We start from the raw sequence: 22,241 nt of genomic DNA, 5'->3' as shown, positions 1-22,241 counted from the left end.
TGTTATAGACAATAATCGTCATGTTTATCGTAGAAAGGATGAAAAAATATGTCTACTCTTCAACAAGCAGCCGCAAAACGTAATTTAAAGCCACTTTGGATTGGTTTAGCCTTTGCTTCATTAATCATCATTATTTTTTTACCTAATAACGGCGATTTACCTGTTGCGGGTCAACGGGCTTTAGCCATCTTAGCTTTCTCAGTCATTCTTTGGGTAACAGAAGCAGTTTCATATCCTGTCAGCTCTGCCATGATAATCGCACTGGTAACCGTTTTACTAGGACTGGCTCCTTCAATAGACGATCCAACAGCAGAATTAGGAACTGCAGGTGCCCTAAAATTAGCTTTAAGTGGATTTAGTAATTCTGCAGTAGCCCTAGTAGCTGCAGCTCTATTTTTAGCAGCAGCGATGCAAATTACCAACTTACATAAACGACTCGCCCTATGGATACTTTCACTTGTAGGGACTAAAACAAAAGCAATCGTTTTTGGTGCCATTTTAGTATCTATAGCACTCGCATTTTTTGTTCCTTCTGCTACAGCTCGTGCTGGCGCAGTAGTCCCAATACTACTTGGAATGGTCGCTGCATTTGGTTTGCCTCGTGATAGCCGACTCGCTGCCTTACTTGTCATCACCTCAGTACAGGCCGTCTCCATTTGGAATATTGGAATTAAGACAGCAGCCGCTCAAAATATGGTCGCTTTAAATTTTATTCAAGAACAATTTAATGTGGATATTTCTTGGGGTGCTTGGTTACTCTACGCTGCACCCTTCTCGATTATCATGTCTATAGCTTTATTTTTCATTATGATTTCTCTGATTAAGCCTGAGACTAGCAACATAGAGGGCGGAAAAGAGGTAATCAAAAAGCAGCTTGCAGAACTAGGTCCATTAAAAGCTCCTGAAGTCCGTTTAATCATCACGTCAATGGTTTTACTATTTTTCTGGGCAACTGAGGGTAAACTGCACCCATTCGACACAACAACAGTCACAATTATTGCTATCGCTATTCTATTAATGCCCAAAATCGGTGTTTATACGTGGAAGGAAGTTGAGCCTCATATTCCTTGGGGAACAATTATCGTCTTTGCGGTTGGTATAATGCTTGGTACAATTTTATTGAATACGAAAGGTGCATCATGGTTATCTGACAAAGTATTTGGATCACTCGGTCTAGATACTATGCCGATTCTAGCAACAATCGCATTGGTTACACTATTTAATATTCTAATTCACTTAGGCTTTGCCAGTGCGACAAGCTTAGCATCTGCGCTTGTACCTGTGTTTATCGTTTTGGCCTCCACATTAACGGCTAATGTTGACCAGGTCGGTTTCGTCATTGTGCAGCAATTTGTGATTAGCTTTGGCTTCCTGTTACCAATAAGCGCACCCCAAAATATGCTTGCTTATGGTACAGGAGCTTTTACAACAAAGGATTTCTTGAAATCTGGTATACCATTGACCATTATTGGTTTCATCCTAGTGCTTCTGTTCTCCGCGACCTACTGGAAATGGATTGGATTATTGTAAATAAAGTCATTAAATACTTTAATGGGAACCTGAGCAAATCTCCAGGTGATCTGATAAGTTCTACAGATAACCCGAGCAGTTCTACGGGTGACCCGAGCTATTCTCTTGGCAACCCGAGCAGTTCTTTTGGATACTATTATTAACACAAAAGCCTTGCAGGACCAATTAACTGTCCTACAAGGCTTTTGTTATCTTTCTATTATTTTGATAATGCAGCGTCCCTCATAGTACCACTTTTCTATATTTTTGTTCAATCAGATTACTTGGTTAGATATTCCATCTCTATATCACGAATATTAGGAAAAACCTTATCATCCACAATTTTATACTACTTAGAATATTCAATATATATTTAAGTAAATATTTTATTTTTCGAGAAATTTTATACATTTCCAAATTATCCGGAAATAGTTTAAACGTCAGATACATTCGATTTTGAAGAAAAAGCGTGATATGCTCTTGGTATATAAAAGGGAAAAAGGAGAATATTAAATGGTTAAAGATTTATTACGCAACCACTCTTCGGTTCGTATTTATGATGGTAATCCAATTTCAAAGGAAATCATCGAGGAGCTAATTGCTACTGCGCAAATGGCTGCTACCTCTCATTTTGTACAAGCTTATAGCGTTATTTGGGTTACAGATGAGGAGAAAAAGGAACAACTAGGCTTGCTCTCTGGTAACCCTCGTCAATTCGAAACTTCTGGCGCTGCATTTGTCTTTTGTGTAGATTTTAAACGTTTACAAATGGCTGGTAGACTAGAAGGTGTGGAAATTGTAGCAGATACAGCCGAAAACGTGCTTGTTGGGGTTGCGGATGTATCATTATTTGCTCAAAACTTTGTCATTGCTGCAGAGTCAATGGGATACGGTATTTGCTATATTGGCGGTGTTCGTAATAAACCTGCGGAAATTAGCGAATTATTGAATTTACCTGATCATGTTTTCCCACTCTTCGGCTTAACGATTGGGGTTCCTGCTCGCCGCAATGAAGTAAAACCTCGATTACCCGTTGCTGCAATCCTACATGAAAATGAATACAATGCACAACAGTACGAGAAGCTTTTACCAAATTATAACGAAACAATGGAAGCCTATTATAATAGTCGTTCTTCCAATAGAAAAATTGATAACTGGACAAAGCAAATGGCTGATTTTTTAATGGAACAACGACGTCCGCATATTAATGAATTCTTAGCTAAAAAAGGTTTCAATTGGAAATAGAATTCAATTTAGATTTTATTGGTGGGGTTACTATCGTATGATATTAACTCCACTTTTTTATATGTAAAATAGTTCATCGTGTTGCAATTAGTATATTCGTCTCTATTGTTATGTTAAATTAAGGTACAAATTAAACGAAAAGACTCTTTCCTTTTCCAACAATTCCATTCATATTAATAGATGATGACTTTATGTGGAAAGGAGTTTTGTTCAAATGTCCCATGTCAATAAACATCTTGCTCGTACTTTAGAACAACAGCATAAGCGAAGTGTTAGAGGTTTATTTTTAAAAATTCAAGAGTTAAACAATAAATGTACGTTATTAAGAAAGAGGCTGGAACCTCATATAGATATGACCGTTTATGAGCATGCTATTGATTATGTAAATGATTTCGTTTCCCATACAACTATCCTCAATTTAAAATTTATTACCAATACACAAAATTTAGAAGTAGTAGTATTACATACACTTTTACTGTCATATATATTAGAAAATGAAGAACCACATTCTTTTGACTATGAACAGAAGCAGCTTCATGAGTATATTCAGGAAACTTTCTCCTTAAATGAGCATGCAAAAACACTTTTTATAAATCATCAAGAAAAGATGCTTCACTATATTCAATCTCAGCCAACATAAAAAGACGATCTGTGCAGCACATTTGCAACTAGATCGTCTTTTTCGGGTATATTTTCTATTGTAGACCTTTAATTATGAGTGTTCGTACTGGCAGGAATTGCTCACCTGTATCGCCATAAGTAAGAACAACTTCATCACCTTCTTGTAAATAAATTGAAAGTGGTTCCGTGTCTGCACTCACTAAGTAATTTTCCCCATTACTTAATAAAAACGATACAACAGTAAAGTCACCTAGACGTTCTTTATACACGCGTAGTACTTTCCCACTAGCATTTTTCTCAGTTGCACTTGAACTACCATCAACCGTATTTCCTCCACGGCTCAGGGCTGTTTTATATAGTTTTAGTGCCTCTTTAGGTGTCGTTGCAAAAACTGAAATTTCAGGATTTGCTGCTGAAACAATGAAATAGTTTTGTAAAAAACCATTTGAATCAAGCACCGCAGTTAACCAGCTAGCTTCTCCGTAAAAATTGTATAATACAGGCATTTCACCAGACCATTTTTTCTCAATAAATTTCTTTTCAATAATTTGCAAATTCCCTTGTGAATCCATATAAGAAGAATCCAAATTTCCAGTATAATATGTCGCTTGACCTGTTCGTGCATTTGTTAAAGAATAGCCGAGCATCGAATCGACACCCTCTTTAGGACTCGTAAAGTCTGTGAAATAATACATATCGCCTTTTTCATCAAAAATTGGGCTAACATTTGATTCTGTTCCCTCATCTGAAGGAAGTTTTACATCCTTTTTACCAAATTTGCTATTCCAAAATCCATGAACATAATTACCAAAGTAGCTGTTTTGTAAGCTCACAGTCTCGGGTGATACCGCTCCATCAATAAATTCTGGAACATCCTCCAACTTCACAACTTCGGATTTACCTGTTAACGCATCCACCAATACAATCCCTTTTACATCAAAGCCATTACGTGCTGAAACAAATTCACCATAAGAGCGAATATAATACGGCTTACCATCATCATCTACTTCAAGTTGTACATCTCCATAGAAAATAAGGAACGGATGCTGTAAGCGAATATGACGCTCTAAATTTGAATTTAAGTAAGCTGAAGGCACATACTTCATTGCTTGCTCCACAAATTTTGGATTATCTGCTGAATCTGTCGCACTCATTATAAAATAACCTGGTGTAGAGCCACCGTTCATCCATTTAAAAAAGCCTGAAAATTCAACGGGTGCAATATACACATACTCACCATTTACTTTTTGAATTTGTAATCGCCCTAATTCATAATAGCTCGTATTTGGTACTTGACCAAATGCTTTCTTCATCTTATTACGTGCAAATTTAGGAGGTACACTAGCTGGTGTTTGTGTTTCATCAAACGGCTTTATCTCTACCTCTTCCTTCATCTCTGCTGATGTAAATTTGTTGTTAGCATTCCATAAAGGAGCTGATAATACATATATGGCAACCCCTAAACTTACTAAAAATAATAAACCTTTTATTTTTCTTTCATTTCCACTTGCAAGGAACGCCCCACCTAATGTTAATAGAATAATAGCTGGCCAAAATGCAAGCCAGTTTACATCCATTTTTGTGACATATACTGTGATGCCAGTAGCTAGAAATCCTAGTACAAAGACACCTATAAAAAAGTATCCAATTACCTTTTTAGATTTTCCATCTTCTCGCTTCTTCGTTATAAGCGGTGTTAATAATATACTCGCAATTAGTGCAATGACTGCTGAAGCTATTAATAGCTTGGTCATTTTGTTCACCCTTTCTTAGCTAACTGTCTACTTATTTACGGCTGCATTCGTAAAAAGTTTCATACATTGCTTGATGACCATTCCTTCCTGATTAATGATTTTTATCAAAAAAGAGGACTTCATAAAGGAAATTTTAACATAGATAAAGAATTTCAAATGAAAAGGAGATGAAATATTTGTTTAAAAAAATTTTAATTCTTGTTATCGCTATGTTTGGTTTTTATTATATTTTCTTCTATTCCCATATAGAAGAAAGTCTAAAGCTCATCTTTAAAATTATCCCTATGCTATTAATCATTATTTTAGCTGCTTCTCAAAAAAGCTTTAAGAAGTACCAGCTGCTGATTGTTGTTGGTCTTGTTTTTTGTATGGTGGGTGATTATACATTACAGTGGTTTCTCATTGGATTAACAAGTTTCTTAATCGGTCATATTTTTTATATCTTTGCCTTTTCGTCTACTAATGAACGACAGGTACCATCATGGGCAAAAATAATTTTACTTGTTTATGGGGCAAGTATGGCTGTGTGGATTGCTGGAACGGTGCTTTCTTCGGGAGATGTTGTCCTAGGTATTGCAGTCATCGCGTATATATCCATTATCTTATCGATGGGTTGGACTGCGATTCGAACAGGTTCCACCTTTGCGATAATTGGGGCGCTACTATTTATCGCATCGGATTCCTATTTAGCCATTAATAAATTTGTAATGCCCCTATCCTTCTCACATGAGGTTATTATGCTGACCTATTACAGTGCTCAATTACTTATAGCTTTAAGCATCCTTCAATATTCCGAAATCCGAAGTAAAGTGTTACAATAATATCTAGCTGAGGCTTTGGATCAACTTGATGTTGGTCACTCAGTCGCGTGTTGTTGTTATTGTTGCTGTCGCTTCGCTTTCGCACAGATAAAACCGTGTTGCTGTCGCTTCGCTTTCACACAGATAGATTGCCACAGGACGTGGCATTCTTAGACTGAGTTCCTCTATTTCAGCTGGTGTTTGGACACCTGCTGAAAGAAGTTAAACATACACATTAGGAGGCCATACTTTTATGAAAGAACAAGTAATCGAGCGATTAATTCGTTATGCAAAAATTGATACACAATCTGACTTTACAAGCGAAACAACTCCTTCTACACAAAAGCAATTTGATTTATTGCATGTTCTAAAAGATGAACTAGCTGCAATAGGTTTAACGGATATTACATTAGATGAAAATGGTTATTTATTTGCAACACTAGAGGCAAATACAGACAAAGAAGTACCTACTATCGGCTTTTTAGCACATGTTGATACAGCTACTGATTATACGGGTACAAATGTCAATCCACAGCGCATTGATAATTATGATGGCGGAAATATTCAGCTAAATGAAAATTTAGTGATGTCACCAACGGATTTTCCGGAGCTTAAAAATTATATAGGGCAAACGTTAATCACAACAAATGGTACTACATTATTAGGAGCAGACGATAAAGCTGGTATTGCAGAAATTATAACAGCTATGGAATACCTTAAAAACAATCCTTCTATTAAACATGGTAAATTACGTATAGCGTTTACGCCTGATGAAGAAATTGGACGTGGTCCTCATAAATTTGATGTAACTGCTTTTGGAGCCGACTATGCTTATACGTTGGATGGCGGACCACTTGGCGAGCTACAATATGAAAGCTTTAATGCTGCTGGTGTAAAGATTGTGACAAAGGGCACAAGTGTACACCCTGGTTCTGCAAAAAACAAAATGGTGAATGCCATCACAATGGCTATCGCCTTCCAAAATGAAATGCCTGCTGATGCAGTACCAGAAAAAACGGATGGCTATGAGGGCTTTATTCACTTAATGGGCTTTAAGGGAGCTATCGAGCATACAGAGCTTTCGTATATTGTACGTGACCACGATCGTCAAAAGTTTGAGGAGAAGAAGCAACTTATGCTTGACGCAGCAGCCAAAATTAAAGCTCAATTTGGTGAGGATGCATTAAACATAACTATTGAAGATCAATACTATAATATGGGTGAAAAAATTGAACCTGTAAAAGAAATTGTTGACATTGCCCGTGCAGCAATGGAAAAATTAGATATTACACCGATTACATTACCGATTCGTGGCGGTACGGATGGCTCACAGCTGTCTTATATGGGCTTACCAACACCAAATATTTTTGCGGGTGGCGAAAATATGCACGGTAAATATGAATATGTATCTGCTGAAACAATGGAAAAGGCGACACAGGTTATTATTGAGATTGTTCAGCTATTTGAACAGCAAGGAAAATAAGTTATAATTTTAATTACGAAGAAGGGCTTGCTCCTTTCTTCGTAATTTTTTCAGTATCAATTTCGCCTTGGCGTAATTGCGTCCGGATTTTGAATTGTGCCCGCACAATTCATTCCTTTGAAAATCCGTGACATCCGCCGGAGACTCTATCTTCGACATCCACTGAAAAAGAACCAAAACCTCATTCATCTCACCACTTGGAGAGATGGGAGTCTTCTGCTGTACGAAGATAAATAACTGAATTTTCGAATTACATATTAACATTTCACTTACGAATTATTAACTCAAATGGAGGTGACTTCTATGAAAGAAATTGCATTAGGTATTTTGGCTTCCCTATTTTTTGCTGTTACATTTATCTTAAATCATGCGATGGAGATGCAAGGTGGTAGCTGGTTATGGAGCGCATCTCTTCGTTATTTCTTCATGCTTCCATTTTTACTCATAATTGTCTTCTATAGAAAGGGCTTTTCTCAACTCTCTGGCGAAATGAAAGCTCAGCCTATCTCATGGCTTCTATGGAGCTTTGTTGGGTTCGTATTATTTTATGCACCTCTAACATTTGCAGCCGCCTTTGGTCCAGGCTGGCTCGTTTCAGGAACATGGCAGTTTACAATCGTTGCTGGTGTATTACTAGCCCCCCTATTTGTTTCGATTGTAGCAGGAAAAACAGTGCGTCAAAAAATACCACTTATTTCATTACTAATTTCATGTGTTATTTTAGCTGGTATATTGCTTATTCAAGTACCACAGGCACAATCTGTTCCAATGAAAAGCTTAATGCTTGGCATCCTGCCTGTTGTAGTTGCATCGTTTGCCTACCCTCTTGGTAATCGTAAAATGATGGAAATATGTGGAGGGCGTATTGATACATTTCAGCGAGTTCTCGGTATGACCATTGCTTCTATGCCAGCATGGATTATTATGGCCATCTATGCCCTAGCAACAGTTGGGCTACCTTCAATAAATCAAATGCTCCAATCTTTGCTTGTTGGTATCAGCTCAGGCGTTATTGCCACAATCTTATTTTTCATTGCGACCGACCGAGTGCGAGACCATCAAGGTAAACTTGCAGCAGTTGAAGCAACACAATCGACTGAAATTCTTTTTGTTATTATTGGTGAAGTATTATTACTCGGCATCGCCTTCCCGGATCCAATTGCCTTAGCAGGTCTAGGCGTTATTATAGTAGGTATGCTCTTACACAGCTACTACACGATGATACTAGGAAAAAAAGGTGCTGTTCAACAATCTACCTCTCATAACAGCTCAACTCTTTAATATATCTTTCTGGATTTTCAACCATAGCTTTCATTAGTTTTATCAATAATCTATCAGACCGCTCCGATAATTTGGTTTTCTCTGTTGAAGGCAATTAAAGACCTAAAATCAAACAGGTGAGGAAAAAATTTTTTCCCCACCTGTTTTCCTATTACTAAGATTTTCACCCTTTAAGTAAAGGAATTGCTATTCATAGGACCTTAGTTCGCTGCTATATCCATTAATATAACCATAGCCTGGTGCAAAAAGTTCTCTATAGGATGTTTCCACAACATTGTTAAACGTGCCTGTTGAGTTTGTGAATGTGTAATGAATGGCACGAACAAATCCTTCATTTATCATTCCGTTCTCTATTCTAGTCACTTTTGAACCTTCTGTAACTGGCTTATCAAAAATATATTTGATACCATCCTTTTCATAATTAAAGGATTGTTCTGTTTCAAGATAGTCAATGAATCGATTGTCTCTCTGCTCTTCAAAACGATTATTAGCTGTTTTCTTATATACACCATTCGTATAAACTAATTGTTGAAGCGTATCATTTGGCAAGAAAGATGTAGTAATAATCGGTGCTTCGTTTGGTTTTATGGTAGCTAGGACTTTTTTTGGTACATAATACGTTTCCCCGTCTATCTCAATCCAAGCTGTCATATTTTTTTCAGTCAATAACGTTACTTCATCAAAGCGCTTTAGCTCTTTTGACTTTTTACCTTCACCAATAACACCATATCGAATATAGCGTTTCTCTTGACTTTGCACAGGTTGGAGTAATTTTACAGGAATATAAGTAGAAATAAAGTCTTCTCCCCATGTTCCTAGTACTTGCACTCTTAGATATCCATTTATTTCAAGTCCTAACGATTGAAAAACAGTCCCTTTTGAATATTTCCCTCCTGAACTTCCTCCAGCCAATGGACCTCTTAGATGTTGTGCATCAGCTGTTAGCTTATAGAGTCTTTCATCTCTTTTTATTGTTTCGGCAATGCGAATATCTGTGGCATCAATATAGCTCTTTTCAATATTTCCATCAGTTCGCAAATAAACATAGTGTAAATTTTCATTAATAGAAACATTATAATTAGGACCTCTATATTCAGATCCATCGAAGTAATGTTTTCCATAGGTATAGTCAATATCTTGATGATTGATGTTGATATAGCCAGGATTATCATAAAGAGAAGCGCGTATGTTCAGAGGTACTTTCTTAAAAACAACTAAATCCGTTGCTTGAACACGGTAACCCGAGCTCATCCAATAAAATGTTTTATTGTCATACTTTTCGATATCATACACTCGGAAATAGTTGTTGCGCTTGACTGTCATCGAGCTATATGTACCATTTGTATTTTTCTTATATACTTTTACATCTTTGGTAAAGGTCATTTTTCCCGTTTGCCCCTTCACAACTTGCGCCCCGTCCCATTGTACTTCCGCTTTAGATGATGATGGGTTAGTTAAAAAGGCTAACACGATGAGCAAAGTGATAATATATTTCTTCATTTATTTTCCTCCGCTTATTTCTAATTAAAGTTCTATTTTTTATTTTACCATACCAAGCCAGCTACTAATTAACTAATTCCTTATCTAATGACAATCAAAAAAAGAGCAACTTATCCATATTGGCATAAGTTGCTCTGAGATTTTACGTTCCCAAAAAATGAGGGGGGTTTTAGGAGCGTTATCATGAACTAGCAAACTTCTGGAGAAAAGTAGCTAAAGTTCATCCTCTCTACACTGTATTGTAAAGGAGGAATAATCTTTATACGATAATGATAATCATTATCAATTAAAATGTCAACAGTAATCTGAAAATTAATTATTAAATTTTTTACAATGCCTTCTTCAACGAGCGGCGATATTGCCATTGCTTTAATTGAAAATGCACAAAGCATCCTACACAGCTATTGAAGAAGTTATGGCTACCATACCTGTAAACACATAGCCTAGTACCTGCCACTTTAACTGAAAAACAATTAATCCAGCTGATCCCCGTTAGTCATGTAAGAATGACACTCAAAAGAATCGTCCATTGGTTGAGTCGAACTAGCTGTCAAGAAATTACTTGTAGCTGTGACATAAAAACCTACTTTTCAGATATATTTAATGCATTTTACTATATTGCTTTCCATTTGTGAAGCAAAATTGATTAATTTATAATTGAAATAGCAGACGATTGAAAGAAAAGGTGATGACAATGCCAGCATTAACGATGGATCAAGTTCGACAATTAAATTCCTACAGCATTTATACGACAGAGCCGAAACGAACATTATTTACATTAGCCGATATACATAAGGACTTTTACCATCCTGATTTTTTAAATCTGATGATGGGTATTACGGACGCAGCAACAGAAGCAGCAGCCATCTCCCATTTCGGACGACGCTATGGAATGTTTTTTGCCATGCAGTTATACATGCTTGCTGCATATGACGAGGTATGGGATGGAAAACCAATTGAGCTTCGTTTTGATGCCGCAAAAGAATTTAACAGCTTTACAGTTGCAATGTTTGTCAACCCAAATGATTGGCGTTACGTGGATGAGGCTGAGCGTCAATCAGTTATCGAGAAGATCTTATACGATGGGCATGTTATTGTGCAACAGCTTCGAAAAGTGACATCCGTTTCGCCTTTGACAATTTGGGAAAATTTCTTTGGCTATCTCCTTTGGCACTATCATATGTTGTTATCGAACCCTGGCTTAGCAGACCAAGCGATGGATGATATTGAAATATTAGAAGATCCTAAAACTTGGGCTCGTTTCTCAAACAAGTCATGGTGGGCACAGTATACAGGCGGTCAAAGTCCGTCAAATTTAGTAAATGTCCCTGTCCGAAAATCATGTTGTTTTTCCAAGGATATTCCTGGTTTAATGGCCTGTGGCTTTTGTCCATTGAAAAAATAACAAACCTTTGCAAAAAAGCCCTGCTCTTCGCAATCTGTGAAGAACAGGGCTTATATTTTATTTACTTTTCATAAACAACAAACCAATCATTTTGATTCTCATATATAGAAGTACCTATATAACCTTGTTTTAAAAGTTGTTGCTGACTAACCGTATCATCCATGGATATTATTTTCTTTTCTTTAAAAATTGGTAGCTCCTGTCGTAAATCTTTAAAGAAGATATAGCGTAACTTATCTACGTACTTAATCTTTAATCCTTTCACTACTAAACCTTGAGCGAATTTGTCCTTTAAGCTAGGAATATTATAAGGCTTTACGGTAGAGCAAACATAATCATATTTCGCTAAATCGATTTGACTCATCACAATATTAGCTAATGTTTTTTGTAAGCCATAACCACGATATTTAGGAGAAACATTCGAAATTTCTTGATATAAAACACGTTTGAATGCATCCTCCGCAATTCCACAATCATAGCCAAGATGTTCATTATCTACAGGAGGGTTTAAGAGCGCACGGAAGGCTATAAGCTCCTGCCCAACATAAGCACCTATCATCATGCCATTGCCTTCTAAAATATATTCAAATTCTTCAGTAGTAAGCGGCTGTAAAATACTTTGATCAGCCAACGATTCATAAACCTCAACTTGTAAATTCTCAATTTCTTGTAAATGCTGAAGAGTTAATGTTGTTACATAAAACGGTGTTTCTCCAAGCATTCCTTCATAGATGTTTTCCATACTGTGCCTCCTTAGGCTGTTACAACCGTTGAGAATTTACATAATTCTTTAAGAATCTTCTCATCTACATCTATACCTAAACCTGATTTTTCATTTAAACAGATGAACGGGACATCATAATGTAGGTTGCCTACATCCTTGGAGAATTTTAATGGACCTGTTAATTCTACACTTGTCATAATTTTTTTAGAAAATGCCACATGGAAGCCTGCTGCTGAGCCAACAGATGATTCTACCATTGAACCAATCTGGCACTCGATACCTGCCATTTCAGCCATCACCGCTAGCTTCATAGCAGGATAAATGCCGCCACATTTCATTAATTTGATATTTACTTTATCTGCTGCACGCTTTGCAATAATTTCACGCATCTCACGTACACCACGAAGTCCTTCATCAATCATTAGTGTAACATCGGTTTTTGACTTAATTTCCACCATTCCGTCAATATCTTCACTGTCTACTGGCTGCTCTAACCAATCAATATTTAAGTCTTTCATTGCACGTAAACCTTGTAATGTAGTGGATGCATTCCCCCAGCCTTGGTTTACATCTACTCGAATGGCAATGTCCTCTCCTACTCGTTCGCGCACCGCTTTAATTCGAGCAACATCACGTACAACCTCTGTGCCTACCTTCATTTTAAATGAACGATAGCCCATTTCTACTCGATTTGCAGCCTCATCTGCCATTGCTTCTGGTGTTCCTATGCTTAACACATGTGTGATTGGGAATTTCTCATGATAACGTCCACCTAACAGCTGATACACTGGAACCTGTAGTACTTTCCCAGCAATATCGAAGCAGGCAATATCAATTGCAGCTTTTGCGGCTGGTACATCCTTCACAATTTTATTCATTTTATCGTGAATTTTTTCAAACTCCATTGGATTCACTCCAATGATTGCAGGTACTAGCTGATTTTTTAAAACAGCATATGTGCTTTCCCATGTCTCCCCTGTTACATGCTCATCTGGCACAGCTTCACCATAGCCTATAATACCAGTATCTGTGGTAACCTTTAAAATAATAGAAGGCATTGAATCATATGTAGCATAACTAATAATAAATGGTTCAATTAATGGTAAATGAATTGCAAAAATTTCTACTTGTTGGATTTTCATTTTTATCAATCTCCTGTATAATTTTGTTGTCGCTAATACGTCGTTAATTATTGAAAAAATATAGAAAAGGAATGGTGCCCATGTCTACTAAAATAGCAGTTATTTGCTCTAAAGCATTTATGAAACGTATTATTAGTATTGCACAGAACATAGAGAATATTCAATTAGAATTTTATCCTTACAGTCATCCTGAAGAGGCACCTATTTTATTAAAGCAAATTAGACCATGTGATGCGCTATTGCTTAGCGGAACATTACCTTATTTACATGCCCGATCTTCTTTATCTGAAATACCCATCCCATGGAATTATATAAAACAAGACGAAACAGCTATCTCCACAACATTGCTCTCCGTAATGGCCAACCATGCAATATCTTTAAGTAGAATTTCTATCGATGTGATGAATCCTGCTTTTGTGGCAAATGTTCTAAATGAAATTGAGTATTCTGGTCCAAAGCCTTATATTCGGCAGATCGCTATTACGAGACCTACTCAAGCAATACTACAGCATCATATAGCGCTGTGGAATACACAGAGCATTGATTTTGTCATTACAAGTATTCATAGTGTTTTTGATGAATTACAAGAACTTCAAATACCTGCTATGCGTATGATAGATGCAACAAATTCGATTGTTCAATACTTAGAAGAAACAAAATCTCAATCACTTTTAACTAAATCAGAATCTGTGAAAGCTGTTGTAGGTCTATTAGAAATTCCGGAAAACAATTCATTAGACACCTACATTTTAACGAAGATTACCGCAGCTACACATTCAACCTATAAGCAAATTACTACAAATTCTTTTGAACTTTATACTACAGCAGGATATTTGCAAAATACCCTTTCAAAAGAAAATTTGCAAAGTTTAATGCAACAAATTGAAATACCCTTTAAGCTTGCTTTTGGCTTTGGTCACTCCATTCTTGAGGCGAGCCAAAATGCAAAAAACGCATTAACTTTTGCAAAACCCTATGAAATATATATACTTGATGAACATAAAAATTTACTAGGTCCATTTCCAAAATCGGAAGTAAAACTAGCTTTAAAAACAGATGATCCTTACGTTTTACAAATGGCAAAGCTAACAAGCCTAAGCCCTTTAAATATTTCTAAAATCATCAACTTTAGTCGAGAGCGACAATCAGCTCAATTTACTGCTCACATTCTTTCACAATACCTTCAGGTTACAAGACGTACAACAGAGCGTATTATTAAAAAATTAGTAGACAATGGCTATGCTAAAGTCGTAGGTGAAGAAATGACCCATCAGCAAGGTCGTCCACGCACAATCTATGAATTGAACTTTGCTATTTATTAAAAAATTCTCGCAGATACTTTTGGCATCTGCGAGACTACGGTTAGCTAGTAGATGGGATAATTTAGATTTAGTCCACTACCGCCATATTCGCATCGTTTATTTCTTGCTCTTTTTTACGCTTCTCTGCCTCTGCAATTTCTTCAGGAGTTAGTTTTACAATCGCAAACCCGATATAAGCATAGATAATCGAAATAATAGGTACAGTGAAGTTAAGAATCGCATATGGTGCATATTCCATAGCACTTACACCTAATGTTGCTAAGATAAACACCCCGCAAGTATTCCAAGGGAAAAATACAGACGTTAATGTTCCCCCATCCTCTAACGCACGAGATAAGTTTTTAGAGTGTAATCCTCGTTTTTGATAAACACCTGCAAACATACGTGACGGTACTACAATCGAAATATATTGCTCAGAACATGTTGCATTTGTCGTTACACAAGCTGCTATCGTTGAAGCAACTAGACTACCTGTAGATTTAGCAAATTTCACAATAACGTTCATAAGCGCCTTTAACATACCTGAATATTCTAGAATACCACCAAATGTCATCGCTACAATGGTCATTGAAACCGTATTCATCATTGAATCTAGTCCACCACGGTTAAATAGCTCGTCCACCATGTGATTACCTGTAGAGATTTCAAATCCAGCCTGTAATGCTTGAACAGCACTTGCAGCTGAACCGCCCTGTACAAAAATTTGTAGTAAGAAACCTGATACGATCCCAATAATTAAAGCTGGAATTGCTGGCACCTTTTTCGCAACTAATACAATAACACCTACTGGTACAAGTAATAGCAAAGGAGAAATAACAAAGCTTTCCTCCATTACTTTTAAAGTTGTTAAAATTTCTTCTGACTTCATAGAGACATCTGCAAATTTTCTTCCCATAATTCCAAAGGCAACAAGTGCAATGACAAGAGCCGGAATTGTTGTGTAAAGCATGTGCTTAATATGATCAAAAAGATCAGTTCCAGTTAAACCTGCAGCAAGATTGGTCGTATCTGATAAAGGCGACATTTTATCACCAAAATAGGAACCTGAAATAACTGCCCCAGCAATCATTGCCGCCGGAATCCCCATACTTAGACCAATCCCCATCCCAGCAACACCTATTGTTGCCATTGTAGACCATGAGCTACCAATCGCCAATGAAACGATTGAACATAACAGCATAATTGTTACTAAGAACCATGCCGGAGAAATTAATTTTAAGCCGTAAAAGATCATTGTTGCTACGACACCGCCGCCGATCCATGCACCGATTGTCAAACCTACTAAAATAATAATGACAATTGCTGGTAAAGCTAGACGTATACCTTTATACATCATTTCCTCAATTTCCATCCACTTAAATCCATGTAATTTGGCAACAATCGCTGCTACAGTTGTGCCAACAAGAAGAGGTACGTGAGGACTTTGCTCTAAAACAACTACTGTAATAAGCATCGTAATAATCATAATTGCAAAAGTTAAAAGTGCCCAAAGAGCATTAATTTCTTTTTTCATGGTCCCATCCCCTTTTTTTGCACCCATTTCCATCTCCGATATTTTAAGGCGCAAATAATTTTTTACGTTTTTTAGCTTAATATTCAAAAAATTAAAAGTCAACGCAAAAAATTTATGCCTCTCAAGCAAATCTCACTATTTTAGCGTAATAAAACGCTTTCAAGTAGCTATTAAAAACAACACAAACTCTATATATATCCATGCATTTTGTAAAATACTGATACAAAAAAGCTATATTAAAAGAAAATATAATCTTTTAATATAGCTTTATTTTTTTATTCGAAATCTGCCTTCTTTTCTAATACACATGCAAGTACTTTTGCAGCGTCGACCAATGCACTACGATCAAATGTCATCTTAGGGTGATGTAATCCTGGTGCCAAATTAGCTCCAATACCAATCATCGCCGCTTTTAATTCTGGTTTTTTCACAGTATAAAAATGGAAATCATCGCTGCCTGGTGTAGTGATTTCATCCGCTAAGTGCTCCTCACCTAATGTTTCAATGATTGCCTCTTTCGCCATTCTTGCTGCGATTGGTGAAACTTCAGCACCTGGAGTATAATCAATCCACTTCCAGTCCATACCTATATCAAATTGCTGCTGTATAGATTTTAAACCAGACTCAATACGACTTCGAAGCAATTCAAGCTGTTCATTATGCTGTGCGCGAATATCCATTGAAAAGCTAGCGTTACCCGGAATAATATTTGTACTACCGCCATCTGCAATAATTTTTGTTAGCTTCGCAGAATGTGGTTCAAACGGTGATAGATGAATACTGTTCAGCATTTGTTGAACAGCCATAATTACATCAATGGCATTTTTCCCCTGATGTGGTCTGGCACCATGTGCATCGATACCTTGAATTGTTCCCTCTAAAAAATAAGCAGCCCCATGATGGATAGCTGGTGAAACCTTCCCAAGTGGTAATTCTTCAATCGGTCTTAAATGTACACCAAATAAATGCGATACCCCTTCAACTGCTCCTCGATCAAAGGCTGCGCAGGCTCCATTCCCTAGTTCTTCAGCAGGTTGGAAAATAAAACGAACACGATGTTGCAATGGCAGATCTTTAAGTAGTAGTAATGCACCAAGAACCATTGTCATATTCGCATCATGGCCACACGAGTGATTCGCCTGCCACTTCCCATCTACTTCTTGCCATAAGGCATCGATATCTGCTCTAACAGCAACAATCTCATCCCCTGTCCCAATTTCAGCAATTAATCCAGGCACATCGCCTAATAAGCGATACGACACATTCAATTCGTCTAGTATGGACGCAATTTTTTTAGTTGTCTCATATTCCTTCCAGCTTACCTCAGGATATTTATGAAAATGATCAAACCATTGATATATTGATTCTTCTAATGTTACTGCAGCTGACATCATTACACCTCATACTCATTTTTGTTTCTCATTATACATGAAATAATTTCAGAAAAGTACATATGTAATTAGACCCATATTCAAATGCTTTATACTAAAATTCATATAAATAACAAATTAATACAAAAATAAAGGACTGTGCTGAAAGTTTTGTTCTCTTTCACACAGTCCATCAAATAAATATTATAAACTTGTAAAAAAACCTTGTGGGTATTCATCATAATGAATGATTATAGTCTGCTCCTCATTTTTTTCTTCTTCCATCGCGAATTCAGGCTCTTGATCCATTAAATACGTTTCAAACTTTGAATTTAACAGCTTTTTCATTTTACCACTCCTATTTAATAGAATTTTCTGATAATAGAATTATACATTGCCTTTTTATAAAAAAGCAACAAATAATGCTACATATGCATAATAAATATAAAACCAATCACTTTATTAGATGAATAATATTGAATGTGGCAGAAATTACATCTTTCATTTTACTTAATTACCATAATTCGGATTTAAATAATAAAAATATATTAACAGACCTATTCTTGACTTCCACTTTATCACTATAAAAAAACTGTATCTAAAGTAATTGCTTTTAGATACAGTCATAGTGTTGAAAAATTAAATAGTCAAGGGACTTTTTGTAAATATTTAGTTAAAATGAAGGTGATTTCCGTTCCAGGCTACTCGCTTTCCAGTGGGCGAGCGACGAGCCGCTTCCTGCGCTGACGCTCCGTGCAGGGTCTCGTCTGTCTCGCTATCCCACGGGAGTCGAGTAGCCTTGCACTCCAATCAACAATAGTGTAGAATTTTAAATATTTTCTTCCCTCAAAAGTCAAGTAAAAGTATGTTACTCACCATCATTAAATGGATATAATGGCACAATTCTATAGTTGTTGCCCTACATTTTATGTATAGAATCATTTTGTTGCTTTACATAAAGCCACTTATTGCTACCGCTCTGCTTTCGCATTGAAAAATGTTATCAAAGCTCCATTTTTGCACAATATAATGATGGCTAAGACTTCAAATTTATCACTATATATTTGTGTGAATTGCCAGAAGAAAATACGATGAGCAAAGGTTGATTGGAGTGTAGACTGAGTGACTCCTCGGGGATTCAGCGTCACAGATGAGACCCTGGAGCGAGCTACGCGAGTGAAGCGGCTCATCGGACGCCCCCAGGAAGCTTTGCTCTGTGCGAAAGCGAAGCGACAGCAACAAAGCACTCAGTCGGAACGGAGATCAACCCCTCGTTTTGAAAAAGGGCTATACTTTTTAATTTGTCACCTTGATTTCATTGACATAATAGTATTTCAACAACATGACTGTACCTAAAGTAATTGCCTTTAGATACAGTACGCACTATTATTGAATGACTCCACAAGCAATTCTTGCACCAGAATTACCAGAAGGATCTGTTTTATAATCGTCTTCGGATTCATGAATAACTAAGGCTGTACCTTCCCCAGTTAATAAAGAATTAGCTGCATTTTTATCTAGTGTTAGGCCTTCAGCTAAAAAATTCAAATCCACACTACCATCCTCGCCTACTTCTAAATTCGGAAGATCTCCTAAATGATAGCCTTTTGGATTAAGCTTCCCGTGCTCTTTAGACGTTGGATTAAAATGCGGTCCAGCAGATTCAAAGGTTGGCGGTTCGCATTTCCCTACTGCATGTATATGAATGCCATGCGTTCCTGGTGGCAATCCAGATAACGCCAGCGTCATCATAACCCCATTATCCTCTTCCTGAAAATACGCATTTCCATAGCTTTCATTATTTTTACCGATTACCTTTGCGGTTGCTGTCAGCGGGGATTTGGCATTAACAGCTACTTTTTCTTCTTTCTTTTCAAAAAAACCACAACCACCGACAAACACCAATAGAGACATAAATACTAAGCTTATTTTTTTCATAATAAATACCTCCTCTATTTCTGATGGTTCCCAACATTCCCCACACTTATGCGATTTCCTCAAAAAAAATAAAAGAGACATCTTCAATGAGATATCCCTTTTCTGAAATCAATTTAAAACCTTCACAGTAACCTGCTTGACGCCCCATTTACGGGCTTGTCCCTCTGAAGGAATAAAAACATCAATTTTATTTCCTTTAATGGCACCGCCAGTATCCGCCGCTATCGCCTCTCCATAACCTTCAACCCATACCTTGGTGCCTAGAGGAATGACCCGTGGATCTACAGCAATTACCTTCAAACTTGGATTAGATCGAATATCTGTACCATTCGCAGTAATGCCTGAACAGCCTTCACAATATGCAGTATAAGCTGTTGCACGCATCGTTAATGTTTTTCCTGTCCCATTCGTCGCAACACTTACTTGTTTCGTAGTTGATGCTGGCTTTTTCACTTTATTAACAGCTGTTTTTGGCTTTGCTGCTGACGCCTTAATAGCTAACAGCTCCCCTGCAAAAATTAAATCAGATGTTAGGTTATTCCATTCCTTTAATTCAGCAACCGATACATTATTTGTGAATGCAATATTAAATAAAGTATCACCTTTTTCAATAAGATGTTGATCCTTAGGCTTCTCATCACCCTTAACTAGGCTTAATGTTTGCTCTGGATATAGCCAAGATGACTCTATATCACTTATTTGCTGTAAATCTCCTATAGATAAATTAAAAACTTGTGAGATTCCCCAAAGTGTATTGCCAATTTGAACCCTGTCTATTTTCTCAGCAGAGGAAGAACTTGCAAACACACCCAGGCCAAAGGTCAACGCTACAGCTAAAGCTAATGCTTGTTTTTTCATATTTCATATTACCTCCGTATTTTATTTTTTTGCTATCTGGCGCAAGTACGCTAGAGATAGGCTCTTCTATGCAATCGATGCTAGAGAATGCATTTAATAAACTCAGGACAATGGACCTGATATTACAAATTATTACTATAAAAACAGAAAAATATACAATATCGATCATATGTTTAGCAAATAACACAATTTTATGGAATAAAAACTAAACCAAACGTTAATGATTCACATCTTTTCAATGTTGGAAAAACAATATTTTCATCCGATAATAAAGGAAAGGAGGAATGTAGGATGGAGACTTATTCAATATTGGCTTTTAATGAGCTGGAGCAGCAAAAAGTTAGACAACCACATGCAATGCTAGACGCACTCCATTTAAATATGACCTTGTTAATCATTGTCGAATTGATTGCCAATATGTCTCAACAACTTGTTAACAATCGAGTGGACAAAGGAACCGTGATTGAAATTTCATATTAACCTACCCTCATCTTCAATTTAGGTTAAAAACATTTGAAAGTTGGTGCCCTTTTTGATTCGAGTAATAGTAATGGACGATGAGCCATTAGCTCTTATAAACATGGAGAAAAAATTAGAGGAGTTTGATTCAATAGAGGTTATTAAAACTTTTACAACTGTAAAAGAATTGATGGCAGAAGGACCAAACCTTTCTTTTCAAGTAGCATTTTTAGATATTGAAATGCCTGGCATGAACGGCTTAGAGGTTGCACAGCTTTTACAGGAATGGAACCCAAATGTCTATATCGTTTTCGTCACAGCATATCGTGATTATGCAATTCAAGCATTTGAAATTCACTCCCTTGACTATTTATTAAAGCCTATTTCAAAAGCTCGCCTAGAGACAACTATTAATAGAATCCAAGCACTCTTCCACCTAGAAAAAAAACCTCTTCCAGTATTAGATCAACAAAAATCTTTATTGACTATTCAATGTTTTGGAGGTTTCGTTGTCTCATATGATGAAAAAACCGTACTATGGAGAACGGTAAAAACAAAAGAATTATTTGCCTTTCTTTTTTCTAATCTTAATAGTCTCATTCCCCGTGATACTATTATTGATGCTTTATGGACTGAAACAGACTATAAGAAGGCAAGGGTGCAATTGCATACAACAGTTTCATATCTACGTACAACACTTTCTACAATAGGCTATGTAGATGTAATTCAGTATGCAAACGGCTGTTATATTTTACAGCTTGAAGATTTCCAATGCGATGCTTATGACTTAGAGCAGATTTTAAACGAGAAAATGGAGAGTGGAAAGCTCAATGTTGAGAAGGCTGAGGTACTTGTACAAAAGTATCAAGGGGAATACATGACTACACTAGACTATCCGTGGATTATTAGTAAATCCAATTTTATGAATAACCAGTTTACGCTTTTGCTGCATGATCTAGTAGCACATTATACAGCCATAAATGATGTAAAAAAACGAGAGCATGTCTTACTCTTAGCGTTAGAGCATAATCCATATTCTGATAAAACTATCCAACAACTAATGCAACACTATATCGATATTGATAATCGGGCAAGTGCTGTAAAGACCTACAATAAATTTAGACATACCTTATTGGCTGATCTTGAGATTTTACCAAATCAAGAAACAATGGAGCTTTTTAATGCCCTATCACAGGAATTATAATAACTATTATTTATACAAAAGAGGCTGGGACATAACTAGCTTCAATTCGTGAGAAATCCGACTTTGAATGAATTCAAAGTCGGATTTCTCTATCTTTTATGTTTTTCCAGATA

Annotated in this window: 20 protein-coding genes; 10 read left to right on the top strand and 10 right to left on the bottom strand. The window is 36.6% G+C overall.

Annotation, left to right across the window (positions count from 1 at the left end):
* Positions 1-48 precede the first annotated feature (48 nt).
* From ACQKIM_RS08145 to ACQKIM_RS08135, 3 genes are all read left to right on the top strand, one after another.
* Positions 49-1,530 (top strand): DASS family sodium-coupled anion symporter, encoded by a 1,482-nt coding sequence (locus ACQKIM_RS08145; RefSeq protein WP_427541727.1) that lies wholly within the window; start codon positions 49-51, stop codon positions 1,528-1,530.
* Positions 1,531-2,022: 492 nt separating this feature from the next.
* The gene (gene chrR, locus ACQKIM_RS08140; RefSeq protein ID WP_427541724.1) at positions 2,023-2,754 is read left to right on the top strand and encodes a class II chromate reductase ChrR; all 732 of its coding nucleotides are present in this window, start codon (positions 2,023-2,025) and stop codon (positions 2,752-2,754) included.
* 214 nt (positions 2,755-2,968) lie between these two features.
* Complete coding sequence (locus ACQKIM_RS08135; RefSeq protein ID WP_427541722.1) at positions 2,969-3,394, top strand: hypothetical protein; 426 nt, start codon at positions 2,969-2,971, stop codon at positions 3,392-3,394.
* A gap of 55 nt (positions 3,395-3,449) precedes the next feature.
* On the opposite strand, the gene ACQKIM_RS08130 is transcribed toward ACQKIM_RS08135, so the two are convergent.
* Positions 3,450-5,129 carry a hypothetical protein gene (locus ACQKIM_RS08130; RefSeq protein WP_427541721.1) on the bottom strand — a complete coding sequence of 560 codons (1,680 nt, stop codon included), beginning with the start codon at positions 5,127-5,129 and terminating at the stop codon, positions 3,450-3,452.
* Positions 5,130-5,305: 176 nt separating this feature from the next.
* Here ACQKIM_RS08130 and ACQKIM_RS08125 point away from each other — a divergent pair, with 176 nt between their 5' ends.
* The 3 genes from ACQKIM_RS08125 (at position 5,306) to ACQKIM_RS08115 (ending at position 8,693) form a co-directional block, all read left to right on the top strand.
* Entirely contained in the window at positions 5,306-5,950 is a 645-nt protein-coding gene (locus ACQKIM_RS08125) for a lysoplasmalogenase (RefSeq protein WP_427541719.1), read from the top strand.
* A 232-nt stretch (positions 5,951-6,182) separates the two neighbouring features.
* Positions 6,183-7,412 (top strand): peptidase T, encoded by a 1,230-nt coding sequence (gene pepT / locus ACQKIM_RS08120; RefSeq protein WP_427541717.1) that lies wholly within the window; start codon positions 6,183-6,185, stop codon positions 7,410-7,412.
* A 303-nt stretch (positions 7,413-7,715) separates the two neighbouring features.
* Positions 7,716-8,693, top strand: coding sequence for a DMT family transporter (locus tag ACQKIM_RS08115; protein WP_427541715.1), 978 nt, complete (start codon positions 7,716-7,718; stop codon positions 8,691-8,693).
* Positions 8,694-8,879: 186 nt separating this feature from the next.
* Here the strand turns inward: ACQKIM_RS08115 and ACQKIM_RS08110 are convergent, their stop codons facing one another.
* A complete protein-coding gene (locus ACQKIM_RS08110) occupies positions 8,880-10,193 on the bottom strand; it encodes a hypothetical protein (protein ID WP_427541713.1) in 1,314 nt (437 codons plus the stop codon).
* Positions 10,194-10,887: 694 nt separating this feature from the next.
* On the opposite strand from ACQKIM_RS08110, the gene ACQKIM_RS08105 reads away from it, so the two are divergent.
* Positions 10,888-11,598, top strand: coding sequence for a Fe-S oxidoreductase (locus tag ACQKIM_RS08105; protein ID WP_427541711.1), 711 nt, complete (start codon positions 10,888-10,890; stop codon positions 11,596-11,598).
* 61 nt (positions 11,599-11,659) lie between these two features.
* On the opposite strand, the gene ACQKIM_RS08100 is transcribed toward ACQKIM_RS08105, so the two are convergent.
* Complete coding sequence (locus ACQKIM_RS08100) at positions 11,660-12,340, bottom strand: GNAT family N-acetyltransferase (protein ID WP_427541709.1); 681 nt, start codon at positions 12,338-12,340, stop codon at positions 11,660-11,662.
* An 11-nt stretch (positions 12,341-12,351) separates the two neighbouring features.
* Positions 12,352-13,464, bottom strand: a complete 1,113-nt coding sequence (locus ACQKIM_RS08095; protein ID WP_427541704.1) for a mandelate racemase/muconate lactonizing enzyme family protein — start codon at positions 13,462-13,464, stop codon at positions 12,352-12,354.
* An 80-nt stretch (positions 13,465-13,544) separates the two neighbouring features.
* Between ACQKIM_RS08095 and ACQKIM_RS08090 the strand changes: the two genes are divergently transcribed.
* Positions 13,545-14,786, top strand: coding sequence for a hypothetical protein (locus tag ACQKIM_RS08090; protein WP_427541702.1), 1,242 nt, complete (start codon positions 13,545-13,547; stop codon positions 14,784-14,786).
* 67 nt (positions 14,787-14,853) lie between these two features.
* On the opposite strand, the gene nhaC is transcribed toward ACQKIM_RS08090, so the two are convergent.
* From nhaC to ACQKIM_RS08060, 6 genes are all read right to left on the bottom strand, one after another.
* Positions 14,854-16,299, bottom strand: a complete 1,446-nt coding sequence (gene nhaC, locus ACQKIM_RS08085) for a Na+/H+ antiporter NhaC (RefSeq protein WP_427541699.1) — start codon at positions 16,297-16,299, stop codon at positions 14,854-14,856.
* A 275-nt stretch (positions 16,300-16,574) separates the two neighbouring features.
* A complete protein-coding gene (locus ACQKIM_RS08080) occupies positions 16,575-17,690 on the bottom strand; it encodes an amidohydrolase (RefSeq protein ID WP_427541696.1) in 1,116 nt (371 codons plus the stop codon).
* 183 nt (positions 17,691-17,873) lie between these two features.
* Positions 17,874-18,017, bottom strand: a complete 144-nt coding sequence (locus tag ACQKIM_RS08075) for a hypothetical protein (protein ID WP_427541693.1) — start codon at positions 18,015-18,017, stop codon at positions 17,874-17,876.
* A 623-nt stretch (positions 18,018-18,640) separates the two neighbouring features.
* Positions 18,641-18,859 carry a hypothetical protein gene (locus ACQKIM_RS08070; protein ID WP_427541690.1) on the bottom strand — a complete coding sequence of 73 codons (219 nt, stop codon included), beginning with the start codon at positions 18,857-18,859 and terminating at the stop codon, positions 18,641-18,643.
* A 196-nt stretch (positions 18,860-19,055) separates the two neighbouring features.
* On the bottom strand, positions 19,056-19,607 hold the full coding sequence (locus ACQKIM_RS08065; RefSeq protein ID WP_427541687.1) for a superoxide dismutase family protein: 552 nt from the start codon (positions 19,605-19,607) through the stop codon (positions 19,056-19,058).
* A gap of 108 nt (positions 19,608-19,715) precedes the next feature.
* Positions 19,716-20,465, bottom strand: a complete 750-nt coding sequence (locus ACQKIM_RS08060) for a 3D domain-containing protein (protein ID WP_427541684.1) — start codon at positions 20,463-20,465, stop codon at positions 19,716-19,718.
* A gap of 291 nt (positions 20,466-20,756) precedes the next feature.
* Between ACQKIM_RS08060 and ACQKIM_RS08055 the strand changes: the two genes are divergently transcribed.
* On the top strand, positions 20,757-20,945 hold the full coding sequence (locus ACQKIM_RS08055; RefSeq protein ID WP_427541681.1) for a hypothetical protein: 189 nt from the start codon (positions 20,757-20,759) through the stop codon (positions 20,943-20,945).
* Between the two features lie 52 nt (positions 20,946-20,997).
* Positions 20,998-22,128: a response regulator gene (locus tag ACQKIM_RS08050; RefSeq protein ID WP_427541678.1), complete on the top strand. Its 1,131-nt coding sequence runs from the start codon at positions 20,998-21,000 to the stop codon at positions 22,126-22,128.
* Positions 22,129-22,241 lie beyond the last annotated feature (113 nt).

The organism is Lysinibacillus sp. NPDC047702 (genome assembly GCF_050272555.1).
Lineage (GTDB): Bacteria > Bacillota > Bacilli > Bacillales_A > Planococcaceae > Lysinibacillus.
The sequence above is the reverse complement of the archived record's forward strand: the minus strand, read 5'-3'. Positions and strand labels throughout refer to the sequence as shown.

Excerpts from the sequence above, each read along its gene's own strand:
- ACQKIM_RS08145 (WP_427541727.1), top strand. The coding sequence starts at position 49 with ATGTCTACTCTTCAACAAGCAGCCGCAAAACGTAATTTAAAGCCACTT.
- chrR (WP_427541724.1), top strand. The coding sequence starts at position 2,023 with ATGGTTAAAGATTTATTACGCAACCACTCTTCGGTTCGTATTTATGAT.
- ACQKIM_RS08135 (WP_427541722.1), top strand. The coding sequence starts at position 2,969 with ATGTCCCATGTCAATAAACATCTTGCTCGTACTTTAGAACAACAGCAT.
- ACQKIM_RS08130 (WP_427541721.1), bottom strand. The coding sequence starts at position 5,129 with ATGACCAAGCTATTAATAGCTTCAGCAGTCATTGCACTAATTGCGAGT.
- pepT (WP_427541717.1), top strand. The coding sequence starts at position 6,183 with ATGAAAGAACAAGTAATCGAGCGATTAATTCGTTATGCAAAAATTGAT.
- ACQKIM_RS08115 (WP_427541715.1), top strand. The coding sequence starts at position 7,716 with ATGAAAGAAATTGCATTAGGTATTTTGGCTTCCCTATTTTTTGCTGTT.
- ACQKIM_RS08110 (WP_427541713.1), bottom strand. The coding sequence starts at position 10,193 with ATGAAGAAATATATTATCACTTTGCTCATCGTGTTAGCCTTTTTAACT.
- ACQKIM_RS08105 (WP_427541711.1), top strand. The coding sequence starts at position 10,888 with ATGCCAGCATTAACGATGGATCAAGTTCGACAATTAAATTCCTACAGC.
- ACQKIM_RS08100 (WP_427541709.1), bottom strand. The coding sequence starts at position 12,340 with ATGGAAAACATCTATGAAGGAATGCTTGGAGAAACACCGTTTTATGTA.
- ACQKIM_RS08095 (WP_427541704.1), bottom strand. The coding sequence starts at position 13,464 with ATGAAAATCCAACAAGTAGAAATTTTTGCAATTCATTTACCATTAATT.
- ACQKIM_RS08090 (WP_427541702.1), top strand. The coding sequence starts at position 13,545 with ATGTCTACTAAAATAGCAGTTATTTGCTCTAAAGCATTTATGAAACGT.
- nhaC (WP_427541699.1), bottom strand. The coding sequence starts at position 16,299 with ATGAAAAAAGAAATTAATGCTCTTTGGGCACTTTTAACTTTTGCAATT.
- ACQKIM_RS08080 (WP_427541696.1), bottom strand. The coding sequence starts at position 17,690 with ATGTCAGCTGCAGTAACATTAGAAGAATCAATATATCAATGGTTTGAT.
- ACQKIM_RS08075 (WP_427541693.1), bottom strand. The coding sequence starts at position 18,017 with ATGAAAAAGCTGTTAAATTCAAAGTTTGAAACGTATTTAATGGATCAA.
- ACQKIM_RS08070 (WP_427541690.1), bottom strand. The coding sequence starts at position 18,859 with ATGAGCCGCTTCACTCGCGTAGCTCGCTCCAGGGTCTCATCTGTGACG.
- ACQKIM_RS08065 (WP_427541687.1), bottom strand. The coding sequence starts at position 19,607 with ATGAAAAAAATAAGCTTAGTATTTATGTCTCTATTGGTGTTTGTCGGT.
- ACQKIM_RS08060 (WP_427541684.1), bottom strand. The coding sequence starts at position 20,465 with ATGAAAAAACAAGCATTAGCTTTAGCTGTAGCGTTGACCTTTGGCCTG.
- ACQKIM_RS08055 (WP_427541681.1), top strand. The coding sequence starts at position 20,757 with ATGGAGACTTATTCAATATTGGCTTTTAATGAGCTGGAGCAGCAAAAA.